Raw genomic sequence first — 18,470 nt, 5'->3', positions numbered from 1 at the left:
GCGTCCGATTGACAGATGACACGCCGCATCCTTCACTGGGAGCGATGCGATGCTCGTGCGCGGGGCATTGGTGAGGAACATCGGAGATGGACGTCAAGACCGCACCCGAAGGGGTGCTGCAGCTGCACGCGGACGACAATGTCGTCGTGACCTTGCGCTATATGCCCAAGGGGGCGAGCGTCCTCGATGGCGGCAAGCCGCTTCATGCGATGGTCCCGCCGGGGCATAAGATCGCCACCGCCGAAATCGGAGCCGGGGCGCCAATCGTCAAGTTCGGACAGATTATTGGATATGCCGGTGCGGCAATCGCCCGCGGCGAGCACGTCCACACGCATAATTGCGGTATGGGAGATCATGATCAGGCCTACCGGATCGGGGCGGATTTCCGGCCTTTCGATCTGGTTGCGGACGCCGACCAGCGCTATTTCCAGGGATACCGCCGCGCCGGTGGCGGGACAGGCACGCGCAACTATATCGCGCTGTTTGCCACGGTGAACTGTTCGGCCACGGTCGTTCGCCACATCGCGGATCATGTCAACCGGTCGGGCATGCTGGACGATTATCCGAATGTCGACGGGGTGATCGCGCTCGCGCACGGCACCGGCTGCGGCATGGCCTCCAGCGGTGAGGGATTCGATACGTTGCAGCGCGTTCTGTGGGGCCATGCGACCCACGTCAATGTGGGCGCCGCCGTTTTTGTCGGCCTCGGCTGCGAAGTCATGCAAATTGGCCGGATGAAGGAAATGTTCGGCGCGTCCGGCGACGAGCGGTTCTACGGAATGACGATCCAGGAGACGGGCGGCACCCGCAAGACAATCGAGACCGGCGTCGAAGCGGTCAGGGAACTGCTCCCATCCGTAAATGCGGTCACGCGCGAACCTGTCCCTGTTTCGGAACTGACGGTCGGATTGCAATGCGGCGGATCGGACGGATTTTCCGGGATCACGGCCAATCCGGCGCTCGGCGCGGCAACGGATATGCTCGTTCGCCATGGCGGGACGGCACTGCTTTCCGAGACGCCCGAAATATATGGCGCCGAGCAATTGCTGGTGCGGCGCGCCGTATCGAAGGAGGTCGGCGAAAAGCTTATCGACCGCATCCGCTGGTGGGAGAACTATACCGCCATCAACGGAGGAACGATGGACAACAATCCGTCACCCGGCAACAAGGCAGGCGGTCTCACAACGATCCTCGAGAAGTCCCTCGGCGCTGCAGCGAAGGGCGGCACGTTGCCACTCGCCGACGTGATCCTCTATGCCGAAAAGGTGAAATCCCACGGTTTCGTCTTCATGGATTCGCCGGGATACGACCCGGTGTCGGCGACGGGCCAGATCGCGTCCGGCTCGCAACTCGTCGTTTTCACTACGGGACGCGGATCGGCATTCGGCTCGAAGCCCTCTCCGACGATCAAGCTCGCCACCAATTCCGCGATGTACAAAAAGCTCAGCGAAGACATGGACATCAACTGCGGCGACATCATCGACGATGGCATTCCGGTCGCCGAAAAGGGTCGCGAAATCTTCGAGAAGATGATCGCTGTCGCTTCGGGGGAGAAAAGCAAGAGCGAAGCCCTCGGTCTCGGCGATAATGAATTCGTGCCTTGGCAGATCGGTGCTGTGATGTGACCCAAGGGCGAGGGGCAGTTTGATGGGGAATCCGTCCGGCGGGTACCGCTACGCGGCACGGCTGAATGCATTCAGGATTGGCGCGGAGCAGCGCTGGCCCGGCAAGAATCGGATCACCACGCTCGACCTGGTCGAACGGGCGTCCGAGGCTGAAGGGCTGAACGCCGCCGACCTGAACTATCCGGATCATTTCGACGGTCTCGACGAGACAGACATTGCGTCGGCTTTGGATGGCAATGGTGTCGTCCTCAACGGTCTCGCCATGCGCTATTACACCGATCCGGGTTTCAAACTCGGCGCCTTCACGCATCCGGACCAACGGGTCCGCCGCGCCGCGATAGACAGTACCAAACGCGGCATCGACACCGCAGGGCGGATGGGCGCGGGCCTGATGACCTTGTGGATGGGACAGGACGGTTTTGACTACTCGTTTCAGGCGGATTACTCGCGCCTCTGGGACAATACCATCGAGGCCCTGATCGAGGTTGCTGCTCATGATCCGGGCGTCGATATCGCAATCGAATACAAGCCGAACGAGCCGCGTGCCTTCTCCCTGATGCCGGACGTTGCGACCACCCTTCTGGCGATCAAGGAATGCGGCGCGCAGAACATCGGCGTGACGCTTGACTTTGCCCATGTGCTCTACGCTGACGAGATGCCGGCGCATTCGGCGGCGCTGGTCTCGCGCCATTCGCGCCTTCTGGGTGTCCATCTGAATGATGGTTACGCCAAGCGCGACGACGGCCTGATGGTCGGCGCGGTTCATCCCGTCCAGACCGTGGAACTGCTCGTGCAACTGAAACGCTCCGGATATGACCGTGCGATCTACTTCGATACTTTCCCGGATCATTCCGGCCTCGATCCGGTCGAGGAATGCCGCACCAACATAGCAGCGATGGAGCGACTTGCCGCCATCGCGGACGGACTTGCCGACAATGTAGACCTCGCTGCCGCCATCGAGAGCCAGGATGCGGCAATCAGTCAGCGGATCGTGCAGAAGGCGCTGTTCAGCGGGCGCGCATGACTGGCAGGAACGCCGTTCTGGTCGTTGGCTCCCTGCATCTCGACTTCATTGTCGATGCGCCGCGCCTTCCGCGCCGCGACGAAACCGTGATGGGCAGCGGCGTGGCGATAATTTGTGGAGGCAAGGGCGGCAATCAGGCGGCCGCCGCGCGCCGCCATGGAGCGCGCACCTACATGGCGGGCCGGGTCGCCACGGATTTCTTCGGCGACCGGCTGCTTGAAAATCTGACGAGATGGGATGTCGACGTGTCGTTGATGCAAAAAGCGAAAAGCGGCGCGTCGGGGATGAGCGTCGCGATTGTCGAAGAAACAGGGGATTACGGCGCGGTCGTCGTTTCCGGGGCAAACCGGGAAGTCGAGGCGGCGGGGCTGGCCGTGCCGGTTGATGCAGCCGTTCTGGTTCTGCAAAACGAAATTCCGGAGGCAGCCAATTTCGCCGCGGCCAAAGCGGCGTCCGCCGTTGGCGCGACCGTCATCCTGAACGCCGCGCCGACACGTCCACTATCCTCAGATCTGCTGGCGCTGGTTGATGTCCTGATCGTCAACCGTATTGAAGCGGAAGAGCTGTTCGGTTGTGAAATCAGAACGCCAACCGAGGCCGCTGAAGCTTCGGAAAGGCAGAGTGCGGGGCCGGACAACGTGGTCATCACGCTCGGTGGGGAGGGTCTCGTGTATCGCCGCGCGGGATCATCTCCGGCGCATATGCCATCGTTCGAGGTGGAAGTCGCGTCGACGCATGGCGCGGGCGATGCGTTCACCGGAGCGCTCGCGGCGCGGATTGCAACCGGAAATTCCATCGAAAAGGCGATCCGATACGCGATGGCCGCTGCGGCGTTGCACGTTTCCGCCACGACTGAACAACGCGACAAGATCAGCCCGAACCACGTTCTGGAACTGCTCGAACGCGGCCGCTCACGGAGTGGGTGCGTCTGAACGCAGCAGGCCCTCGGATTTCAGATCCGTCCACAATGCGTCGGGAATATCCGCCGACAGAATGGCCTGATTGTCCTCCACCTGCCGGACCGACGCACCGCCTGGAATGACCGAGACCACGGCGTCGTGATTGAGCGGGAACCGCAGGGCCGCCTCGATCAGCCGCACGCCGTGTTTTTGGCAGACAGCCTCGATACGGGCAACCTTGTCGAGGACATTCTGCGGGGCGAGATCGTAGTTGAAATGCGCTCCCTTTACGGGTCCTGTCGCCAATACGCCTGAATTGTAAGGGCCGCCGAGCACGATCCCGATACCGCGTTCCGTGCAGAGCGGAAGGAAGGTATCGAGCGCCTCCTGTTCCAGCAATGTGTAGCGCCCGGCAAGGAGGAAGAGATCGAAATCCCCGTGCTCGGCCAGCCATTGCGCCGGCTCCCATTCGTTGATGCCTGCGCCGAAAGCCGTGATCACGCCCTGATCGCGCAGCGAGAGCAGCGCGGCGTAACCGGATGCCATGAAGGCATCGAGGCGCTCCTGCAGAGCTTCCTGCGAACCGTGATTGAAAATATCGAGATCGTGCGCGAACAGGATGTCGATGCGATCGACCCCCAGTCGTTCCAGCGATTGATCGATCGACCGCATCACACCGTCATGGGTGTAGTCGTAGACCTCTCGGCGGATGGGCGTTTCGAAGAACTTGCCGATGCCGCTTCGTTCCTCCGGCGGGCACACCTCGAGATAGCGCCCGACCTTGGTCGACAGGATGTAATCGTCGCGATTCTTCCCGCGCAGGAAGCGGTTGAGGCGGGTTTCGGCAAGCCCAAGGCCGTAAAGCGGCGCGGTGTCGAAATAGCGACAGCCGGTATCCCATGCGGCTTCCAGGGTCGCATGCGCTTCGTCGTCGGATATGGGCTGGTAAAGGTTGCCGATCATCGCGGTCCCGAAGCCGAGTTCCGTGAAGTCGAGACCCCGTCCGGCGATCCTCTCCCAATGGCGAAGCTTCATCTTTTTCTCCCGGTGCGCCTCTGGCGGCGATCATGAAACAGGCAATGATTACAGGCAAGAGACCCGTTGGACAGCGGATTTCCGCAATGGTAGCGTCCGCTTCTTCGGGAGGGGAATACCGAATGACCGGCAATTTCAAGCGCGTGTTCGGCGATACGAAACCCGCGATAGCGATGGTTCATCTCGGCGCATTACCGGGGTCGCCGCTGCATGATCATTCTGCGGGGATGGATGGCATCGTCGATGCCGCGCGCCGCGATCTCGACGCGCTGCAGGCGGCCGGCTTCGATGCGGTGATGTTCGGCAACGAGAACGACCGGCCTTATGAATTCGCTGTCGATACTGCGTCGTCATCAGCGATGGCCTACACGATCGGCCGCTTGAAGGACGCAATCCGGATTCCGTTCGGCGTCAATGTTCTCTGGGACCCCATGAGCACGATGGCTGTGGCGGCGGCGACAGGCGCTGACTTCGTGCGCGAGATATTCACCGGAACTTACGCTTCGGACATGGGGCCCTGGACCCCGGATGCCGGCAAGGCGATCCGCTACCGCGACCGGCTAGGCCGGTCTGATCTTGCCGTACTGTTCAATATCTCGGCGGAGTTCGCATGGTCGCTTGACCGCCGCAGTGTGGCAGACCGGGCGCGAAGCGCTGTCTTTTCGAGCGTTCCGGACGCCGTGCTGGTCTCCGGGCAAATCACCGGTGAGGCGGCGGAGATGAGTGACCTCAAAGCGGTAAAGGGGGTGCTGCCGGAAACGCCGGTGCTGGCCAATACGGGCGTGAAGCACGAGACGGTCGGCGATGTGTTCGCCATCGCGGACGGCTGTATCGTCGGATCCTCGCTGAAGATCGACGGCGATACGTGGAACGCTGTCGATCCGGAGCGCGCGAGCGACTTCATGGCGTGGGTCCGTGCGGCGCGGGGCGAAGGATGACGACTCATATCTCCAGTGAGCGCATTCTTGAAAATACGCTCGATCTGATGATGATCCCGGGCCTCTGCGGTTACGAAGGCCGCGTCAGGAAGCGTATCCGAACGGGTCTCGACGAACTCGGCATCGCCTCGCGCGCCGACATGCTCGGCAATCTGATCGCAACGCTCGAAGGCGACTCCGGCCTCCCGTCGGTGATGCTGATCGCGCATATGGACCAGCTGGGATTTGTGGTCCGCAAGATCGAGGATGACGGCCTCATCCGGCTTGAGCGCGTGGGCGGAGTGCCTGAGCGCGCGCTCGCAAGCCAGCCGGTCCTGATTTGCATTGGCGAGGGGCGCGACCGCGAGGGCGTGATCGCCAACAAGAGCCATCACGCGACCGCGCCGGATGAGAAATACCGCGTCATCCCCTATCAGGAGGTCCATGTCGATGCCGGTTTCGCCAGCCGGTCGGAGGCGATCGAGGCAGGCGTCGATATCGGAACGCCGGTTGTCTACAAGCCGCACGCTGTTCAACTCGGGGAAAGACGGATTGCCGGGACGTCGGTCGACGATCGCGCCGCCTGCGCGGTGCTGCTGGAGGCGGTTCGACATCTCAACGAAACGCGAACGAGGCCGACCGTTCATGTGGTCTTCTCCGTGCAGGAGGAATTCAACTTGCGCGGTGCCCTTCCGGCAGCGCAGGCCCTGAAGCCCTCCATCTGCATCCAGCTTGATCTGGTGCTGGCAACCGACACGCCTGACATGGCGACCCGCGGCGACGTTGCGCTCGGAGAAGGGCCGGCGATGAGCATGTATTCGTTCCACGGCCGGGGTACGCTCAACGGAGCGATCCCGCATCCGGCGTTGGTGTCACTGTTCCAACGGGCCGCCAGCGCGGAAGATATCGCCTTGCAACGAAGCGCCCATACCGGCGCGCTCACCGAAACCTCCTATGTTCAACTCGTGGGTGAGGGAGTCGCGGTGATCGATCTCGGTTTTCCCTGCCGCTACACCCATTCGGCGATGGAAATCTGCGACCTCGATGATTTGTGCGGTCTGGCGGGACTGCTGGTCTCGGTCGTCGGGGCGATTGACGGCGATTTCAGCCTCGACCGGGACGACTATCCCTCATGAGCTATTATCTCGGCGTCGATATCGGGACATTCGAATCCAAGGGTGTTCTTGTCGATCCGGAGGGGCGTATTGCCGGCATGGCGTCGCGCCCGCACAAGATGCTGGTGCCGCGCGCCGGATGGGCCGAACATCGCCCAGACGAGGACTGGTGGGGCGACTTCGTCCACATCACGAAGGCGCTGCTCAGGGAAACCGGGATTAATCCGAAGACGATCGGGGCAATCGGGTGCAGCGCGATCGGGCCGTGCATGCTGCCGGTCGATGACGATGGCAACACGCTGATGAATGGCGTTCTCTACGGGGTCGACAACCGCGCGGCGAGGGAAGTCGCGGAACTGACGGAGAAGTTCGGGGAGGAAAGGCTGATCGCGGAGTGCGGCAACGCGCTTACCTCCCAGTCGGTCGGGCCGAAGATCCTCTGGCTGAAGCGCAACCATCCGGAAATCCATGCGAAGGCCGCCACGATCCACACGGCGACATCCTACCTCGTCCAGAAGCTGACCGGCGAGCGTGTGATCGATCACTACACGGCGGCGAATTTCGCACCGCTCTACCGGATCGCCGATCGAGGCTGGTCGAGCGAGCTGTCCGAAGGGATCGTGGACCCGGACCGGCTCCCGGTCCCGCGCTGGTCGACGGAGATCACGGGCGCGGTGACGGCTGTTGCGGCTGAAGAGACCGGACTGGCCGCGGGGACGCCGGTTATCACCGGGACGGTCGACGCGGCAGCGGAGGCGGTCAGTGTCGGGGTCGCTGCACCCGGCCAGATGATGGTGATGTACGGTTCGACGATCTTCATCATCATGCCGACCGCCGAGCGGGTCAGCGATCCACGCCTCTGGTATGCGCCATGGCTGTTCGACGGCCAGCACGCCTCGATGGCCGGGCTTGCGACCAGCGGCACGCTGACGCACTGGTTCCGCGACCAGTTCGCCAGAGAACTCGATCCGGACGATGCGTTTCCCGCGCTGGCAAAGGAAGCCGAGGCTTCTCCTCCGGGCGCCAAGGGGCTCGTCATGCTGCCCTATTTTTCCGGGGAGCGGACGCCGATCCATGATCCGGACGCCAAGGGGGTCATCTTCGGCCTCGACCTGACCCACACGCGCGGGGACATCTACCGGGCGCTGCTCGAAGGCATCGCCTATGGCACCACACATGTGGTGGACACCTACCGCGAGATCGGCCATGCGCCGAAAACGCTGCATGCGGTCGGCGGGGGCACGAAAAACCGTGTCTGGGCGCAGGCGACATCGGATGTCACCGGAATGCGGCAGGTGTTGCGCGAGAAGTCCGTTGGCGCGTCCTATGGCGACGCGTTTCTGGCGGCGGTTGCGCTGGGCGATGCGGAACTCGCTGACATCGACCGCTGGAACCCCGAGGTTGAGGGTTTTGCGCCCGACCCGGCCAACGTCAATGCATATTCGCGCCAGTATCAGGTTTTCCGCGATCTTTATCCGGGTACCAAGGCGCTCATGGCGGCGCTGTCGGCGGATGCGCCATGAGCAACGCCGTACGCCAGGCGCTCGACGAGGTCGGTGCGGTACTCGATGCGGTGGACACGCCCAGCGTGGACGAGGCCTGCCGCCGGATCGCCGCAGCGGAAAGGATCGGGCTTTACGGCTGCGGGCGCGAGGCATTGCAAATCCGCGGATTCGCCATGCGGCTGTTTCATCTGGGTCTGCCGGTATCGATGGTCTTCGATGTGACGATGCCGCCGCTCGGCCAAGGCGATCTGCTCATCGTTTCGGCGGGACCGGGCGAACTGGCAACGGTGACTGCACTGATGAAGACCGCGAAACAGGCTGGCGCGAATGTTCTTTTTCTGACGGCCGTGGCGGACACGCCGAGCGCGACGCTGGCCGACCATGTTCTTCATCTCCCCGCACAGACCATGGCCAGCGACCGGGGGCCGGCCGCGAGCGCGATCCTGCCCATGGGATCGGCTTATGAGGGTGCGCTGTTTTTCCTTTTCGAGATCATGGTGGCAACGCTGAAGCGGGATCTCCGTGTGAGTGAGGAGGCCATGCGCGCCAATCACACGAATATGGAGTAGGGCGCGTCGCTCCGTTGCCACGCCCTGTCTCCAGTCTGGCCATTGAAACATTCATGGGAAGCGGGCGGTCGTCGTCACGCTTCTATGAATGGTTTGGTGCGATCGGATCGACCGCCCGCCGGTTGCTCACCCGCCTCCCGGCCACGGCTCGCGGTCCCGTGGGACCGGCCGAAAAGCTGAAGGCTAGGGCCCGGCCGTAAGCTCTTGCCAGGCGTGAACCGCACGCCCCAGCCGGCACCGCATCCCTCCGCCTGGCCATCCGGTCCATGAACCCGGCTTCCCGTGGAGGAACGTGCCACAAGTATGCGGGAGATTTCAGAGGTGTTGATGGAAATCGAAGGAAAAAAATAAAATATCGAGACAGGACAACGAGTTATAGAAAACCGGGCAAAAAACTTATCAACGTGCCGGATTTCTTCTCCGGCGCTCAGGAGCCAACCTCGCTGAACTCAATACCGAGCCCCGGGATGAGGGCGAGGGGAAAGGCGCAACAGGGATCATTTGACCGCGCCGGCGGTCATGCCCTTGATGATGTGGCGTTCAAGGAATATCCCGACCAACACCAGCGGCGCGATCCCCGCCGTCGACAGCGCGGCCATGGACCACCAGTTGATTCCCTGCGACCCTGTCTGGCTGGCGATCATCACGGGCAGCGTCTTGGCGTCGGTGCTGGTGAGCAGCGCGGCGAAGAAATATTCGTTCCAGGTCAGCACCAGCGACAGGATGAAGGCCGCCACCATGCCGGGCAGGGCGAGGGGGACGATAATGCGCAGGAACGCACCCCATACGGACAGGCCGTCGACCAGCGCTGCCTCCTCCAGTTCGACGGGAATCGCCATGAACTGGTCGCGCATGATCCAGATGACGATCGGTAGCACCATCAGCGTATAGATCGCGATCATGCCGATCCGCGAATCCAGCAGCGCCATCTCCTTGTAGAGTACCAGGACGGGCAGGGCGAGCACGACCGGAGGCAGGATCAGTTGCGACAGGAAGAAGAACGAAATGTCCGAATTGCGCATGAAGCCGAAACGGTAGGAGAACCGGCTCAGCCCGTACGCGGCGAGCGCGCCGAGGACAACCGCCAGGAATGATGCGGACATGGAAATGACGACACTGTTCATGAACCGCTTCATGAATTCTTCGCGCACCGTCGATGTTCGGAAGATGGTGTCCGGCGACAGACCAAGTGACTCCCAGCCCCGGTCCTTGGGCATGAAGTCCAGATACGGGATCAGATTGCCCTTCATGACGTCGGGCGCGATCTTGAAAGAGGTGGTGACGGTCCAGAAGATGGGAAAGATGCAGATCGCTGCCCAGGTGATGAGCAAACCGTAGATTACGATGCGGCTGACGATCCAGCGGATCCGGCGTTGGCGGTCGAAATCGTCGGTGGTGAGTTCGAGATCGGCCATTTCCGGTCAGCCCGTGCCCGTGGCGCGCCGGACGATCCGGTCGGAGATCTTCAGCAGCGCAGTCATGAAGATGACGATCAGCACCAGATAGAACATGGCTAGCAGCGTGCCGTACCCCACATTCGACCGGTCGCGATATTCGCGGAATATGAAACTGGTCACCGAGTCGGTGGCACCGCCAGGCCCGCCCGCCGTAACGTTGATAATGATGTCGGCCAGCTTCAGCTTGAAGATGATGCGGATCATTATGGCGGTAACGGAGACCGGGAGCATAAGCGGGAAGGTCACGCGCCAGAAGCTCTGCCAAGCCGACGCGCCATCCACCTTGGCAGCCTCCAGAACCTCCTTCGGCAGGGCCTGCAGGCCAGCCAGAATCATGATCATCATGAATGGAATGAAGTTCCACGCGTCCATCAGCATGATGGTCAACTTGGCGATCTCCGGGGAGCCGAAAAAGGACGGATTCTCCCAGCCAAGCCAGCGGGCTAGGCGGGCGAGGGGACCGAAACGGACCTCCATCATCGACTTGCCGATCATCCAGCTGATCGCCACCGGGCTGAGCATCAGCGGCAGGAGAAAGATCACCCGCCAAAACTTCCGCGCGACGATCTGCGCATTCAGGAGCATCGCCAGTCCGAAGGCGACGGCGTATTCGGCCAGGATGGCGAACACATACACGACCATGTTCCGAAGCGCGTTCCAGTAGAACGGGTCCGTCCACATCTGCCTCACATTGTCGAGGCCGTTGAACTTGCGTCCGGTCAGCGAACTGAGGTTCCAGTCGGTAAAGGAGATGTAGAGGCCGAAGACCAGCGGAAACACGACCATCGAAACGACGAAGAGGACGGCCGGAAGGACGAACAACGCCTTCTTGCCCTGCTCGCCGTATATCAACACGCGGGACACGCACAGTGCGAACGCCCAGAAGAAGTAGGCATAGAGAACCGGACGCCAATTTTCGAAACCGAATGGAATCTGCCTGGCGCTATGCAGGGCCTGGACGAGAACCATGATGAGCAGGACAAGCGCACTTCCCCAGAGCACGACCCTGCCGGCAGCGATCCGGGCTTTCGACAGTTCCTCGCCGCTTACTGTGTGAAGGCGGTCGCCTTCGATGACGCTCATGGATTTTCGGCCCGGAGATTGGTTTGGGAAAATGGCGACGGGCCGGAGCCCGCCGCCGGTTTCGATTGGCTACATGCCGAGCGACGCCTTGTAGAGCGCGATCTGGGAATCCCGGCCGATCTGGTCGGTAATCTTCTCCCAAGCCGCGGCGATGGCGTCCGCGGTTTCCTGTGCCGAGCCGTACTGGCCGGCAAAGCCCTTGGCCAGTTCGTCTTCGGCGACCGAATAGTACTGGAAGATGCCGGGAATGCGCGGTTCGATCGCGGCGTTCGGGTGGTTGTAGCTGTCGGCGTTCGACCCGAGATAATCCTCGATGTAGGCGCGGTCGTAACCGGCTTCTTCCCATTCGTCGTACTGGAAGTGCGAATTGCGGTAGGGCTGGAAGCCGGACGGATAGGCCGACGCCCACAGGGACAGGTCCTTGCCGCCAAGATGTGCCGCCGCCGACCAGGCCGCCTTCTTTTTCTTCTCGTCGCCATCGACGCGGGCCATGACGTAGATGCCCCAGCCGATATAGGCCATGTTTGGCGCCTCGTTGGCCTTGTCTTCCCATTCGCTTGTCTGCGAATTGTAGACCCGGTTCGATCCGGGAAGGGTCGAGAAGCCGACAACATCGCCCACTACCGACGTATCGGAGGTGCGAGCGCTCGAACCCACGTCGCCCCACCATGTCAGCATGCCACCGGTACCGGCGAGGAACTGCTGGAACGCGGTCGTGCCGGGGTCGGCGTTGATCTGATCGGCAGGGTACGCGCCGGATATGGCGATCAGGTCCATGACGTCCTGGATCGCCTGAACGAACGCCGGATTGTTGACCCGCGGTTTCATTGTCTCCGGATCGAAGAGCCATGCCGGGTCGTCCGGGTGCTTTGCGTAAGCGGTTGCCCGGTCCTCGAGGAAGTAGAAGCCGAAGCCGCCCCAGCCCTTGAGCGGATCGAGGAAACCGTGCGCATCAAGGCCGGTCAGCGGATCCTTCTTGCCGGCCAGGAACTTCGAGTGGGCCTGAACCTGTTCCCAGGTTGTCGGTGGCGCCCAGTCGCCCTCTCCACCGGACTCGGCCCAAGCCTGTTTCAATTCGTCAGACTCGTAATAGTCGGTGCGGTAGGCAAAGGTGTGGCAGTCGCCGTCGATCGAGATCCGGTAGGTCTTTCCGTCCCACGTACCGACGGGCTCCTTCAGGTAGTCGACATAGTCGTCCATGTCGATCAGATCCCGGACCCAGTCCGGCATCTCGGAGGCGAGACCCTTGCCCAGCACGTCACCCTCGAACGGCGCCCCCATCTCGATGATGTCGAAGTCGACCGTGCCGGTGGCGATCGACTGCTGGAGCCGGGCGTTATAGTCAGCCTGGGCCAGATCGATCCAGTTGATTTTCGCGCCGGTATAGGCCTCCCACGGCTTCAGGAAGCCGCGGAACAGGAAGTTGTGGAGGTTCTGGTTGTTGAGCCCCATGAAGGTCAGTTCGACGCCCTCGAACTCGCCCTCCTCGACGGTCGATTTCGTGCCCCCGAGGCACAGTTCGCCGACCTTCTGCCATTCGGCGTCGCCGGGCGAGCCGGCGCCCACACCCGGAATCTTCAGGATCTCCGCGCGGATATTGTCCTGCGCGAAGGCGCTGGTCGCAAGACCGCCAAGAACGGTCGACGCAGACAGCGCAGCGGTCGCGCCGGCAGCGCCCTTGAGCAGCGTCCGGCGGCTGGCCTGCATGGCCATCAGCTTTTCGTAAACACCAAGTTTCATGCCATTCCTCCCTGGTTGGAGCCGGCGCAAAAAACGCCCGGCAATGCAAGCTGCATGAGCGAAATTCGCAAAAACCCGAATTGCGGTTGTGCGGTCGGCGATCCTCTTTCGCTTTCCGTCTGGCCGCTTCTGTTTTCAGGGCTGGAACACCACAATACCAACTACTTGCAGGGCGAGTGTAAGGCTCAAATTTGAAAACTGTCAATCGAGCCCTGACGCGGAAAACATCGCGGCAGCAATATGTTCGCTGACGGGCGTGGTGAAATCAGTCTTTAAAGTTAGTGCTTGAAATCGGCTGCCTTGTGGGCTCATTTCAGACCGGTCAAATTCGGGTGGAGGGGAAATGGCCGAAGTCGCGATCAACGGCGTTCGCAAGAATTACGGCGATCTGGAGGTAATCCACGGCATCGACGTCAGCATCGAAGATGGCGAGTTCGTCGTTCTTGTCGGGCCGTCCGGCTGCGGGAAATCCACCCTTTTGCGGATGATTGCCGGGCTTGAGGCGATCACCGGCGGAACCATCGCTATCGGGGACAGGGTCGTGAACAGCGTGCCGCCGAAGGACCGGGACATCGCGATGGTGTTCCAGAGTTACGCCCTCTATCCGCACATGACGGTAGAGAAAAACATGGCCTTTTCGCTTCGGCTGAAAGGTGTCGACCCTTCTGTGGTTGCTGAACGTGTCGGGACCGCATCGGAAATTCTCGGACTCCAGCCCTACCTGAAGCGTTATCCGCGCCAGCTCTCCGGCGGGCAGCGCCAGCGGGTCGCCATGGGGCGGGCGCTGGTGCGCGATCCGCAGGTTTTCCTGTTCGATGAGCCGCTCTCCAATCTCGATGCCAAGCTCCGCGTTCAGATGCGTACTGAAATCAAGGAGTTGCACCAGAGACTTAAGACGACGACCGTGTTCGTGACCCATGACCAGGTTGAGGCGATGACGATGGCCGACCGGATCGTTGTGATGAATGACGGAAATGTCGAGCAGATCGGCTCGCCGCTTGAACTTTACGATGCGCCGCAAAACACCTTTGTCGCGACCTTCATCGGCTCGCCGTCGATGAACCTGATGGAAGGTGCGATCAGGACCGGGGAGGAACCGGCCGTCGAGGCTGGGGAAATGCGGCTTCCGCTTCCAAAGGAGGCGGCCTCGCTCGGTGAGGGGCGAAAGGTGGTCTACGGCATTCGGCCCGAGCACATCGAGCTCAGCGACCGCGGGATAGAGGCTACCGTCGGCGTGATCGAGCCGACCGGATCGGAAACAATGGTGTTTTTCCGGTCGGCGGGGCACCAGATCGTGTCGCTGTTCCGGGAGCGCCATGATTTCCGGCCCGGCGATACGGTGCATGTCCGGCCGCGCACGGATCTGGTGCACGTGTTCGACTCGGAGACGGGAAGGCGCCTTGCATTCGGCTAGAAGCAGAACAGGATCAGGGAGAGCAGCATGCTGAAGGGGATCGATCCGAAATTGAACGCCGATGTGCTCAGAGCGCTTCGAGCGATGGGACATGGCGACGATCTGATCATCGCCGATACGAATTTTCCGTCCGATTCGGTCGCCCGGGAGACGGTTCTCGGGAAGGTCCTGCGGATCGACGCCAGCGCCGCTGAGGTGGTGAAGGCGGTGCTCTCGGTCTATCCGCTGGACACGTTCGTCGACGACGCGGTGGCGCGGATGGAAATCGTCGGCTCACCGGACGAGGTGCCGCCGGTCCAGGCCGAGGTACAGGCCGAGATCGACGCCGCGGAGGGAAAGCCCTGGCCGATGATCTCGATCGAGCGCTACGCATTCTACGAGCGGGCCAAGAAGGCCTATTGCGTCATCCAGACCGGCGAGCGCCGCTTCTACGGATGTTTCGCCTTCCGCAAGGGGGTAATTCCGCCAGATGCCTGATTTCGTGAGAGCAGGGGAGCGCCATCATGACTGACGGCGGCATCACCATCCTCGGCGTGTTCGTCGCCGACACCGCTTACCGGGCGGAGCGCCAGCCGCGCTTGGGGGAGACGATCCTCGGCAAGTCGTTCGTGCTCGGACCGGGCGGCAAGGGGTCGAACCAGTCGGTCGCCGCGGCGCGAGCAGGGGGACGCGCAGCGATCATCACCCGCCTCGGCAAGGATGCGTTCGCCGAACTGGCCATCAAAACCTGGGCCGACGCCGGGGTCGAGCCGCTGGTGACGCATGACCCGGACAGCTACACCGGGGCGGCCTATATCTTCATCGAAGAAGCGACCGGCGACAACGCGATCATCATTTCTCCTGGCGCCGCGGCGAAGATCTCCACCTCGGACGTCGATGCCCATGCCGATCGGATCGCCCGGTCTTCGGTGTTCATCACGCAACTGGAACAGCCGATGGACGCCGCCGAGCATGCGCTGGGCATCGCCCGCAACGGCGGTGCGATCACCATCCTCAATCCGGCCCCGGCCGCGCCGGTGAGCGACGCGATGCTGGCGCTGTGCAGTTATGTCACGCCCAACGAAACGGAAGCGGCCGAAATTACCGGCCAGACGGTGGAAACGATCGATCAGGCACGGCAGGCAGCGGAAATATTCATGCGCAAGGGTGTCGGCGCAGCGGTGATCACGCTCGGCGAACGCGGCGCGCTGATCCATGGAAAGGACATTTCGGAACACGTTCCGGCGTTCAGCGCGGGACCCGTGGTGGAGACAACCGGCGCGGGCGACGCCTTCAACGGCGGATTCGCGGTCGCACTGTCAGAGGGCAGGCATCCGGTCGAGGCGGTGCGGTTCGGCTGCGCGACGGCGGCGATTTCCGTCACACGCCCGGGGACAGCGCCTTCTATGCCGGCACGCGGCGAGATCGAGGCGCTACTGGCCGGAACCGGCTAGCACGCGATACCGTTTTACCCCGTCACCAAGCGAACGAGGTTGCCATGCGATTTTCAAGGTTTCTCGCCGAACTGCTCGAGACCATCAATCCGGGGCTCGCGCTCATCATCGTCGCCGGCGGGGCATATTTGGGCTACCGGCAAGCCTACCAGGTCGGCGAAAACCTGACCTTCGGTGCCGGACTTGGCCTCGTCGCGGGACTGGTTGTGGCTGCCCTTGTCTGCGGCTTGATCGCCAACCTGTCGCTGATCGAGCAGCATCTTGCGCTGATGGCCGACGACATCGAGGAGATGCGGGCGCGCGATGCAGGCGAATTGGACGGCGATCCCGACGCATGAAAAAGGCGGCCGGTCGGCCGCCTTTTTCTCATCTTTTCCGAACTTCTGATCAGCTCAAGGGTACGATCTGAATTTCGACGCGGCGGTTCTGCGAACGGCCGGCCTCGGAGGCATTCGATGCAATCGGCCGGCTTTCGCCGAAACCGGTAGCGACCAGCCGCTGCGGGCTCACGCCACCCTGGATCAGATAGTTGGCGACGGAATTTGCGCGGCGCTGCGAGAGCGCCTGGTTGTAGCCGTCCGAACCGGTCGAATCGGTGTGACCGTAAACATCGACCAGGGTCTGGTTGTACTTGCGCAGCACGGTGGAGACCGAATTCAGCGTGGGGTAGAAGGCCGGATTGATCTGATCCTGATCGGTTGCGAAGGTGATGTTGCTCGGCATGTTGAGCACGATGTTGTTGCCGACGCGCGTGACGCTGACCCCGGTGGCCTGAAGTTCCGCGCGCAGTTCGGCTTCCTGCTGATCCATGAAATTGCCGACCGCGCCTCCCGCGAGAGCGCCGACCCCGGCCCCGATCAGTGCATTGCGGCGGTCGTCGCCTCCAGCGGCGAGACCCGCCAGTGCGCCCACGCCGGCCCCGATGGCCGCGCCGCTGGCCGTGTTCGAAACCTTCTGCTGACCCGTGTACGGGTCGACGGTGGTGCACGCCGCGGTGAAGGCCAGGAGACCCGCCATGCTGAGTGTTGTTGCTTTTTTCATGTGGAGTTTCCTTTTCTCTCCGTCAATTCAGGGTCATATTTAGGACACCTTGCGCGGACCCTAAAGCGAAAATTCAGGCCAAAATGGGTCAGGGCATGCGTTGTCCAAGACCAAAGCGGCGTGCGACGTAAAGCGACAACGCAGCCGCGTTCGACACGTTAAGCGAGCGTATGGCGCCCGGCATGTCGAGACGGGCGAGGGCGCTGACCGTCTCGCGCGTCTTTTGCCGCAGGCCCTTGCCCTCAGCGCCCAGTACGAGCGCGATCTTCGGGCCCTTGACGGTAGTTTCGAGATCCGCCTCGCCATCGGAATCGAGACCGACGGTCTGAAACCCGGCTGCGCTGAGCTCTTCGAGGGCGACCGCAAGGTTGCGCACGTGGATATGATCGACATGCTCCAGCGCGCCGGAAGCGGCTTTCGCAAGGACGCCCGATTCGACGGGGCTGTGCCGAGCGGTGGTGACGATTGCGCCTGCATTGAACGCCACCGCAGAACGCATGATCGCACCGACATTGTGCGGATCGGTCACCTGATCGAGCACCAGCACAAGATCCGTCTCGCCCAACTGGCGAAGGGGCTTGGGCGTCAGGGGCAGCGTTTCGAGTAGCACCCCCTGGTGAACGGCGTCAGAACCGGTCAACCGGTCGATCTCCTTCGGCTCGACAGTCTCCACCTTGCAGCGGGGCGCGCTTCCCCCTTCCTCAAGGCGGGCGAGAGCGTTGCGCGTCGCCAGCAGGCGGAAATGCTGACGTTTCGGATTGGCAAGCGCGGCACGCACCGTATGGAGGCCATAGAGATGTACGTGACCGTCGTCCGGCTCTGCCGGCTTCGCGTCGCGGTGGGCGCGCCGGAGACGGGCGTAATGGCTGTCCCTGGGGCTCCCCTTGTCGTTCCTGTCGGCCATTTCCATCTTCCGGTTGTGCTTTGAGCGGCACGAACATCACAACGCCGCATGCACCGCAAGGGATTGTCGCACGCAAACGGGAAAAAGCCCGCGATGCGTGTTGACAGCGCCGGAGGTCAGCATCATAAGGCGCGTCGTCGTTGCACACCGTGTATCGGCGCACCGGTTCACGCCGCCATGGAGGAGTGTCCGAGTGGTTAAAGGAGACGGACTGTAAATCCGTTGGCTAAGCCTACGCTGGTTCGAATCCAGCCTCCTCCACCATCGGCGTGCCTGACCGGACTTCGCGCTTTCGCGCCTGCGGGTATAGCTCAATGGTAGAGCAGCAGCCTTCCAAGCTGAATATGCGGGTTCGATTCCCGCTACCCGCTCCATAAATTCCGTAGATTTTCCTCTCGGCATCCAGTACGCATTTTCACATGCGGGCGTAGCTCAATGGCAGAGCAGAAGCTTCCCAAGCTTACGACGAGGGTTCGATTCCCTTCGCCCGCTCCAATCCGGCTCTGAAAGCTCGCTTTTCGGTGCCGTGCATGCGGGCAATTTGGCCTTGCGCCTCCGGTGTTTACCCCTTATGTCCGCCGCTCAAACATGGGCTCCCATGTTCGGCCACCCGAAACAGACAGGAAAAAGCAATGGCTAAGGGTAAGTTTGAGCGCAACAAGCCTCATGTGAACATTGGCACGATTGGCCACGTTGACCATGGCAAGAC

The 18,470-nt window shown here is 62.1% G+C and carries 17 protein-coding genes and 3 tRNA genes; 14 read left to right on the top strand and 6 right to left on the bottom strand.

Annotated features, from left to right (window positions below):
- Window positions 1–86: 86 nt before the first annotated feature.
- Genes LC298_RS13445 through LC298_RS13435 form a run of 3 tightly spaced genes read left to right on the top strand, consistent with a single transcriptional unit; the run spans window position 87 to window position 3,581 of the window.
- Window positions 87–1,625, top strand: coding sequence for a UxaA family hydrolase (locus LC298_RS13445; protein WP_131570625.1), 1,539 nt, complete (start codon window positions 87–89; stop codon window positions 1,623–1,625).
- Window positions 1,626–1,647: 22 nt separating this feature from the next.
- Entirely contained in the window at window positions 1,648–2,649 is a 1,002-nt protein-coding gene (locus LC298_RS13440) for a sugar phosphate isomerase/epimerase family protein (protein ID WP_131570627.1), read from the top strand.
- A complete protein-coding gene (locus LC298_RS13435) occupies window positions 2,646–3,581 on the top strand; it encodes a ribokinase (protein ID WP_131570629.1) in 936 nt (311 codons plus the stop codon). The genes LC298_RS13440 and LC298_RS13435 overlap by 4 nt, the downstream gene beginning before the upstream one ends.
- On the opposite strand, the gene LC298_RS13430 is transcribed toward LC298_RS13435, so the two are convergent.
- Window positions 3,561–4,583: an aldo/keto reductase gene (locus LC298_RS13430; RefSeq protein WP_131570631.1), complete on the bottom strand. Its 1,023-nt coding sequence runs from the start codon at window positions 4,581–4,583 to the stop codon at window positions 3,561–3,563. The genes LC298_RS13435 and LC298_RS13430 overlap by 21 nt on opposite strands.
- Window positions 4,584–4,705: 122 nt before the next feature.
- Here LC298_RS13430 and LC298_RS13425 point away from each other — a divergent pair, with 122 nt between their 5' ends.
- From LC298_RS13425 to LC298_RS13410, 4 genes are read left to right on the top strand one after another with little or no spacing between them, the layout of a single operon-like run.
- Window positions 4,706–5,521, top strand: coding sequence for a BtpA/SgcQ family protein (locus LC298_RS13425; protein ID WP_131570633.1), 816 nt, complete (start codon window positions 4,706–4,708; stop codon window positions 5,519–5,521).
- Window positions 5,518–6,636: a M42 family metallopeptidase gene (locus LC298_RS13420; RefSeq protein WP_131570636.1), complete on the top strand. Its 1,119-nt coding sequence runs from the start codon at window positions 5,518–5,520 to the stop codon at window positions 6,634–6,636. Before LC298_RS13425 ends, LC298_RS13420 begins: the two co-directional genes overlap by 4 nt.
- Window positions 6,633–8,138: an FGGY-family carbohydrate kinase gene (locus LC298_RS13415; protein WP_131570638.1), complete on the top strand. Its 1,506-nt coding sequence runs from the start codon at window positions 6,633–6,635 to the stop codon at window positions 8,136–8,138. Before LC298_RS13420 ends, LC298_RS13415 begins: the two co-directional genes overlap by 4 nt.
- On the top strand, window positions 8,135–8,689 hold the full coding sequence (locus LC298_RS13410) for an SIS domain-containing protein (protein WP_131570640.1): 555 nt from the start codon (window positions 8,135–8,137) through the stop codon (window positions 8,687–8,689). The genes LC298_RS13415 and LC298_RS13410 overlap by 4 nt, the downstream gene beginning before the upstream one ends.
- A 497-nt stretch (window positions 8,690–9,186) precedes the next feature.
- Here LC298_RS13410 and LC298_RS13405 read toward each other — a convergent pair whose 3' ends face one another.
- From LC298_RS13405 to LC298_RS13395, 3 genes are all read right to left on the bottom strand, one after another.
- Complete coding sequence (locus LC298_RS13405; protein ID WP_131569893.1) at window positions 9,187–10,104, bottom strand: carbohydrate ABC transporter permease; 918 nt, start codon at window positions 10,102–10,104, stop codon at window positions 9,187–9,189.
- Window positions 10,105–10,110: 6 nt separating this feature from the next.
- On the bottom strand, window positions 10,111–11,229 hold the full coding sequence (locus LC298_RS13400) for a carbohydrate ABC transporter permease (RefSeq protein WP_131569895.1): 1,119 nt from the start codon (window positions 11,227–11,229) through the stop codon (window positions 10,111–10,113).
- Window positions 11,230–11,298: 69 nt separating this feature from the next.
- Window positions 11,299–12,969 (bottom strand): type 2 periplasmic-binding domain-containing protein, encoded by a 1,671-nt coding sequence (locus LC298_RS13395; protein ID WP_131569897.1) that lies wholly within the window; start codon window positions 12,967–12,969, stop codon window positions 11,299–11,301.
- A 343-nt stretch (window positions 12,970–13,312) separates the two neighbouring features.
- Between LC298_RS13395 and LC298_RS13390 the strand changes: the two genes are divergently transcribed.
- The 4 genes from LC298_RS13390 to LC298_RS13375 are packed head-to-tail and all read left to right on the top strand — an operon-like array spanning window position 13,313 to window position 16,154.
- Window positions 13,313–14,383 (top strand): ABC transporter ATP-binding protein, encoded by a 1,071-nt coding sequence (locus LC298_RS13390; RefSeq protein WP_131569899.1) that lies wholly within the window; start codon window positions 13,313–13,315, stop codon window positions 14,381–14,383.
- Between the two features lie 27 nt (window positions 14,384–14,410).
- Window positions 14,411–14,860 carry an RbsD/FucU family protein gene (locus tag LC298_RS13385; protein ID WP_131569901.1) on the top strand — a complete coding sequence of 150 codons (450 nt, stop codon included), beginning with the start codon at window positions 14,411–14,413 and terminating at the stop codon, window positions 14,858–14,860.
- Between the two features lie 26 nt (window positions 14,861–14,886).
- On the top strand, window positions 14,887–15,816 hold the full coding sequence (locus tag LC298_RS13380; protein ID WP_131569903.1) for a ribokinase: 930 nt from the start codon (window positions 14,887–14,889) through the stop codon (window positions 15,814–15,816).
- 44 nt (window positions 15,817–15,860) lie between these two features.
- Window positions 15,861–16,154, top strand: a complete 294-nt coding sequence (locus LC298_RS13375; RefSeq protein ID WP_131569905.1) for a hypothetical protein — start codon at window positions 15,861–15,863, stop codon at window positions 16,152–16,154.
- Window positions 16,155–16,203: 49 nt separating this feature from the next.
- On the opposite strand, the gene LC298_RS13370 is transcribed toward LC298_RS13375, so the two are convergent.
- Both LC298_RS13370 and LC298_RS13365 read right to left on the bottom strand, forming a co-directional pair.
- The gene (locus LC298_RS13370) at window positions 16,204–16,857 is read right to left on the bottom strand and encodes a YiaD family glycine zipper/OmpA-like lipoprotein (protein ID WP_131569907.1); all 654 of its coding nucleotides are present in this window, start codon (window positions 16,855–16,857) and stop codon (window positions 16,204–16,206) included.
- Between the two features lie 88 nt (window positions 16,858–16,945).
- Window positions 16,946–17,761, bottom strand: coding sequence for a TrmH family RNA methyltransferase (locus LC298_RS13365; RefSeq protein WP_131569909.1), 816 nt, complete (start codon window positions 17,759–17,761; stop codon window positions 16,946–16,948).
- Between the two features lie 179 nt (window positions 17,762–17,940).
- On the opposite strand from LC298_RS13365, the gene LC298_RS13360 reads away from it, so the two are divergent.
- From LC298_RS13360 to LC298_RS13350, 3 genes are all read left to right on the top strand, one after another.
- Window positions 17,941–18,025 (top strand) — tRNA-Tyr (locus LC298_RS13360).
- Between the two features lie 36 nt (window positions 18,026–18,061).
- Window positions 18,062–18,135, top strand: a tRNA-Gly gene (locus LC298_RS13355).
- A 47-nt stretch (window positions 18,136–18,182) separates the two neighbouring features.
- Window positions 18,183–18,256, top strand: a tRNA-Gly gene (locus LC298_RS13350).
- Window positions 18,257–18,470: the final 214 nt, after the last annotated feature.

The sequence above is a fragment of the Oricola cellulosilytica genome, assembly GCF_019966575.1.
Lineage (GTDB): Bacteria > Pseudomonadota > Alphaproteobacteria > Rhizobiales > Rhizobiaceae > Oricola > Oricola cellulosilytica.
Note: the sequence above shows the minus strand (reverse complement) of the source record. Positions and strands in the feature narration are given on the sequence as shown.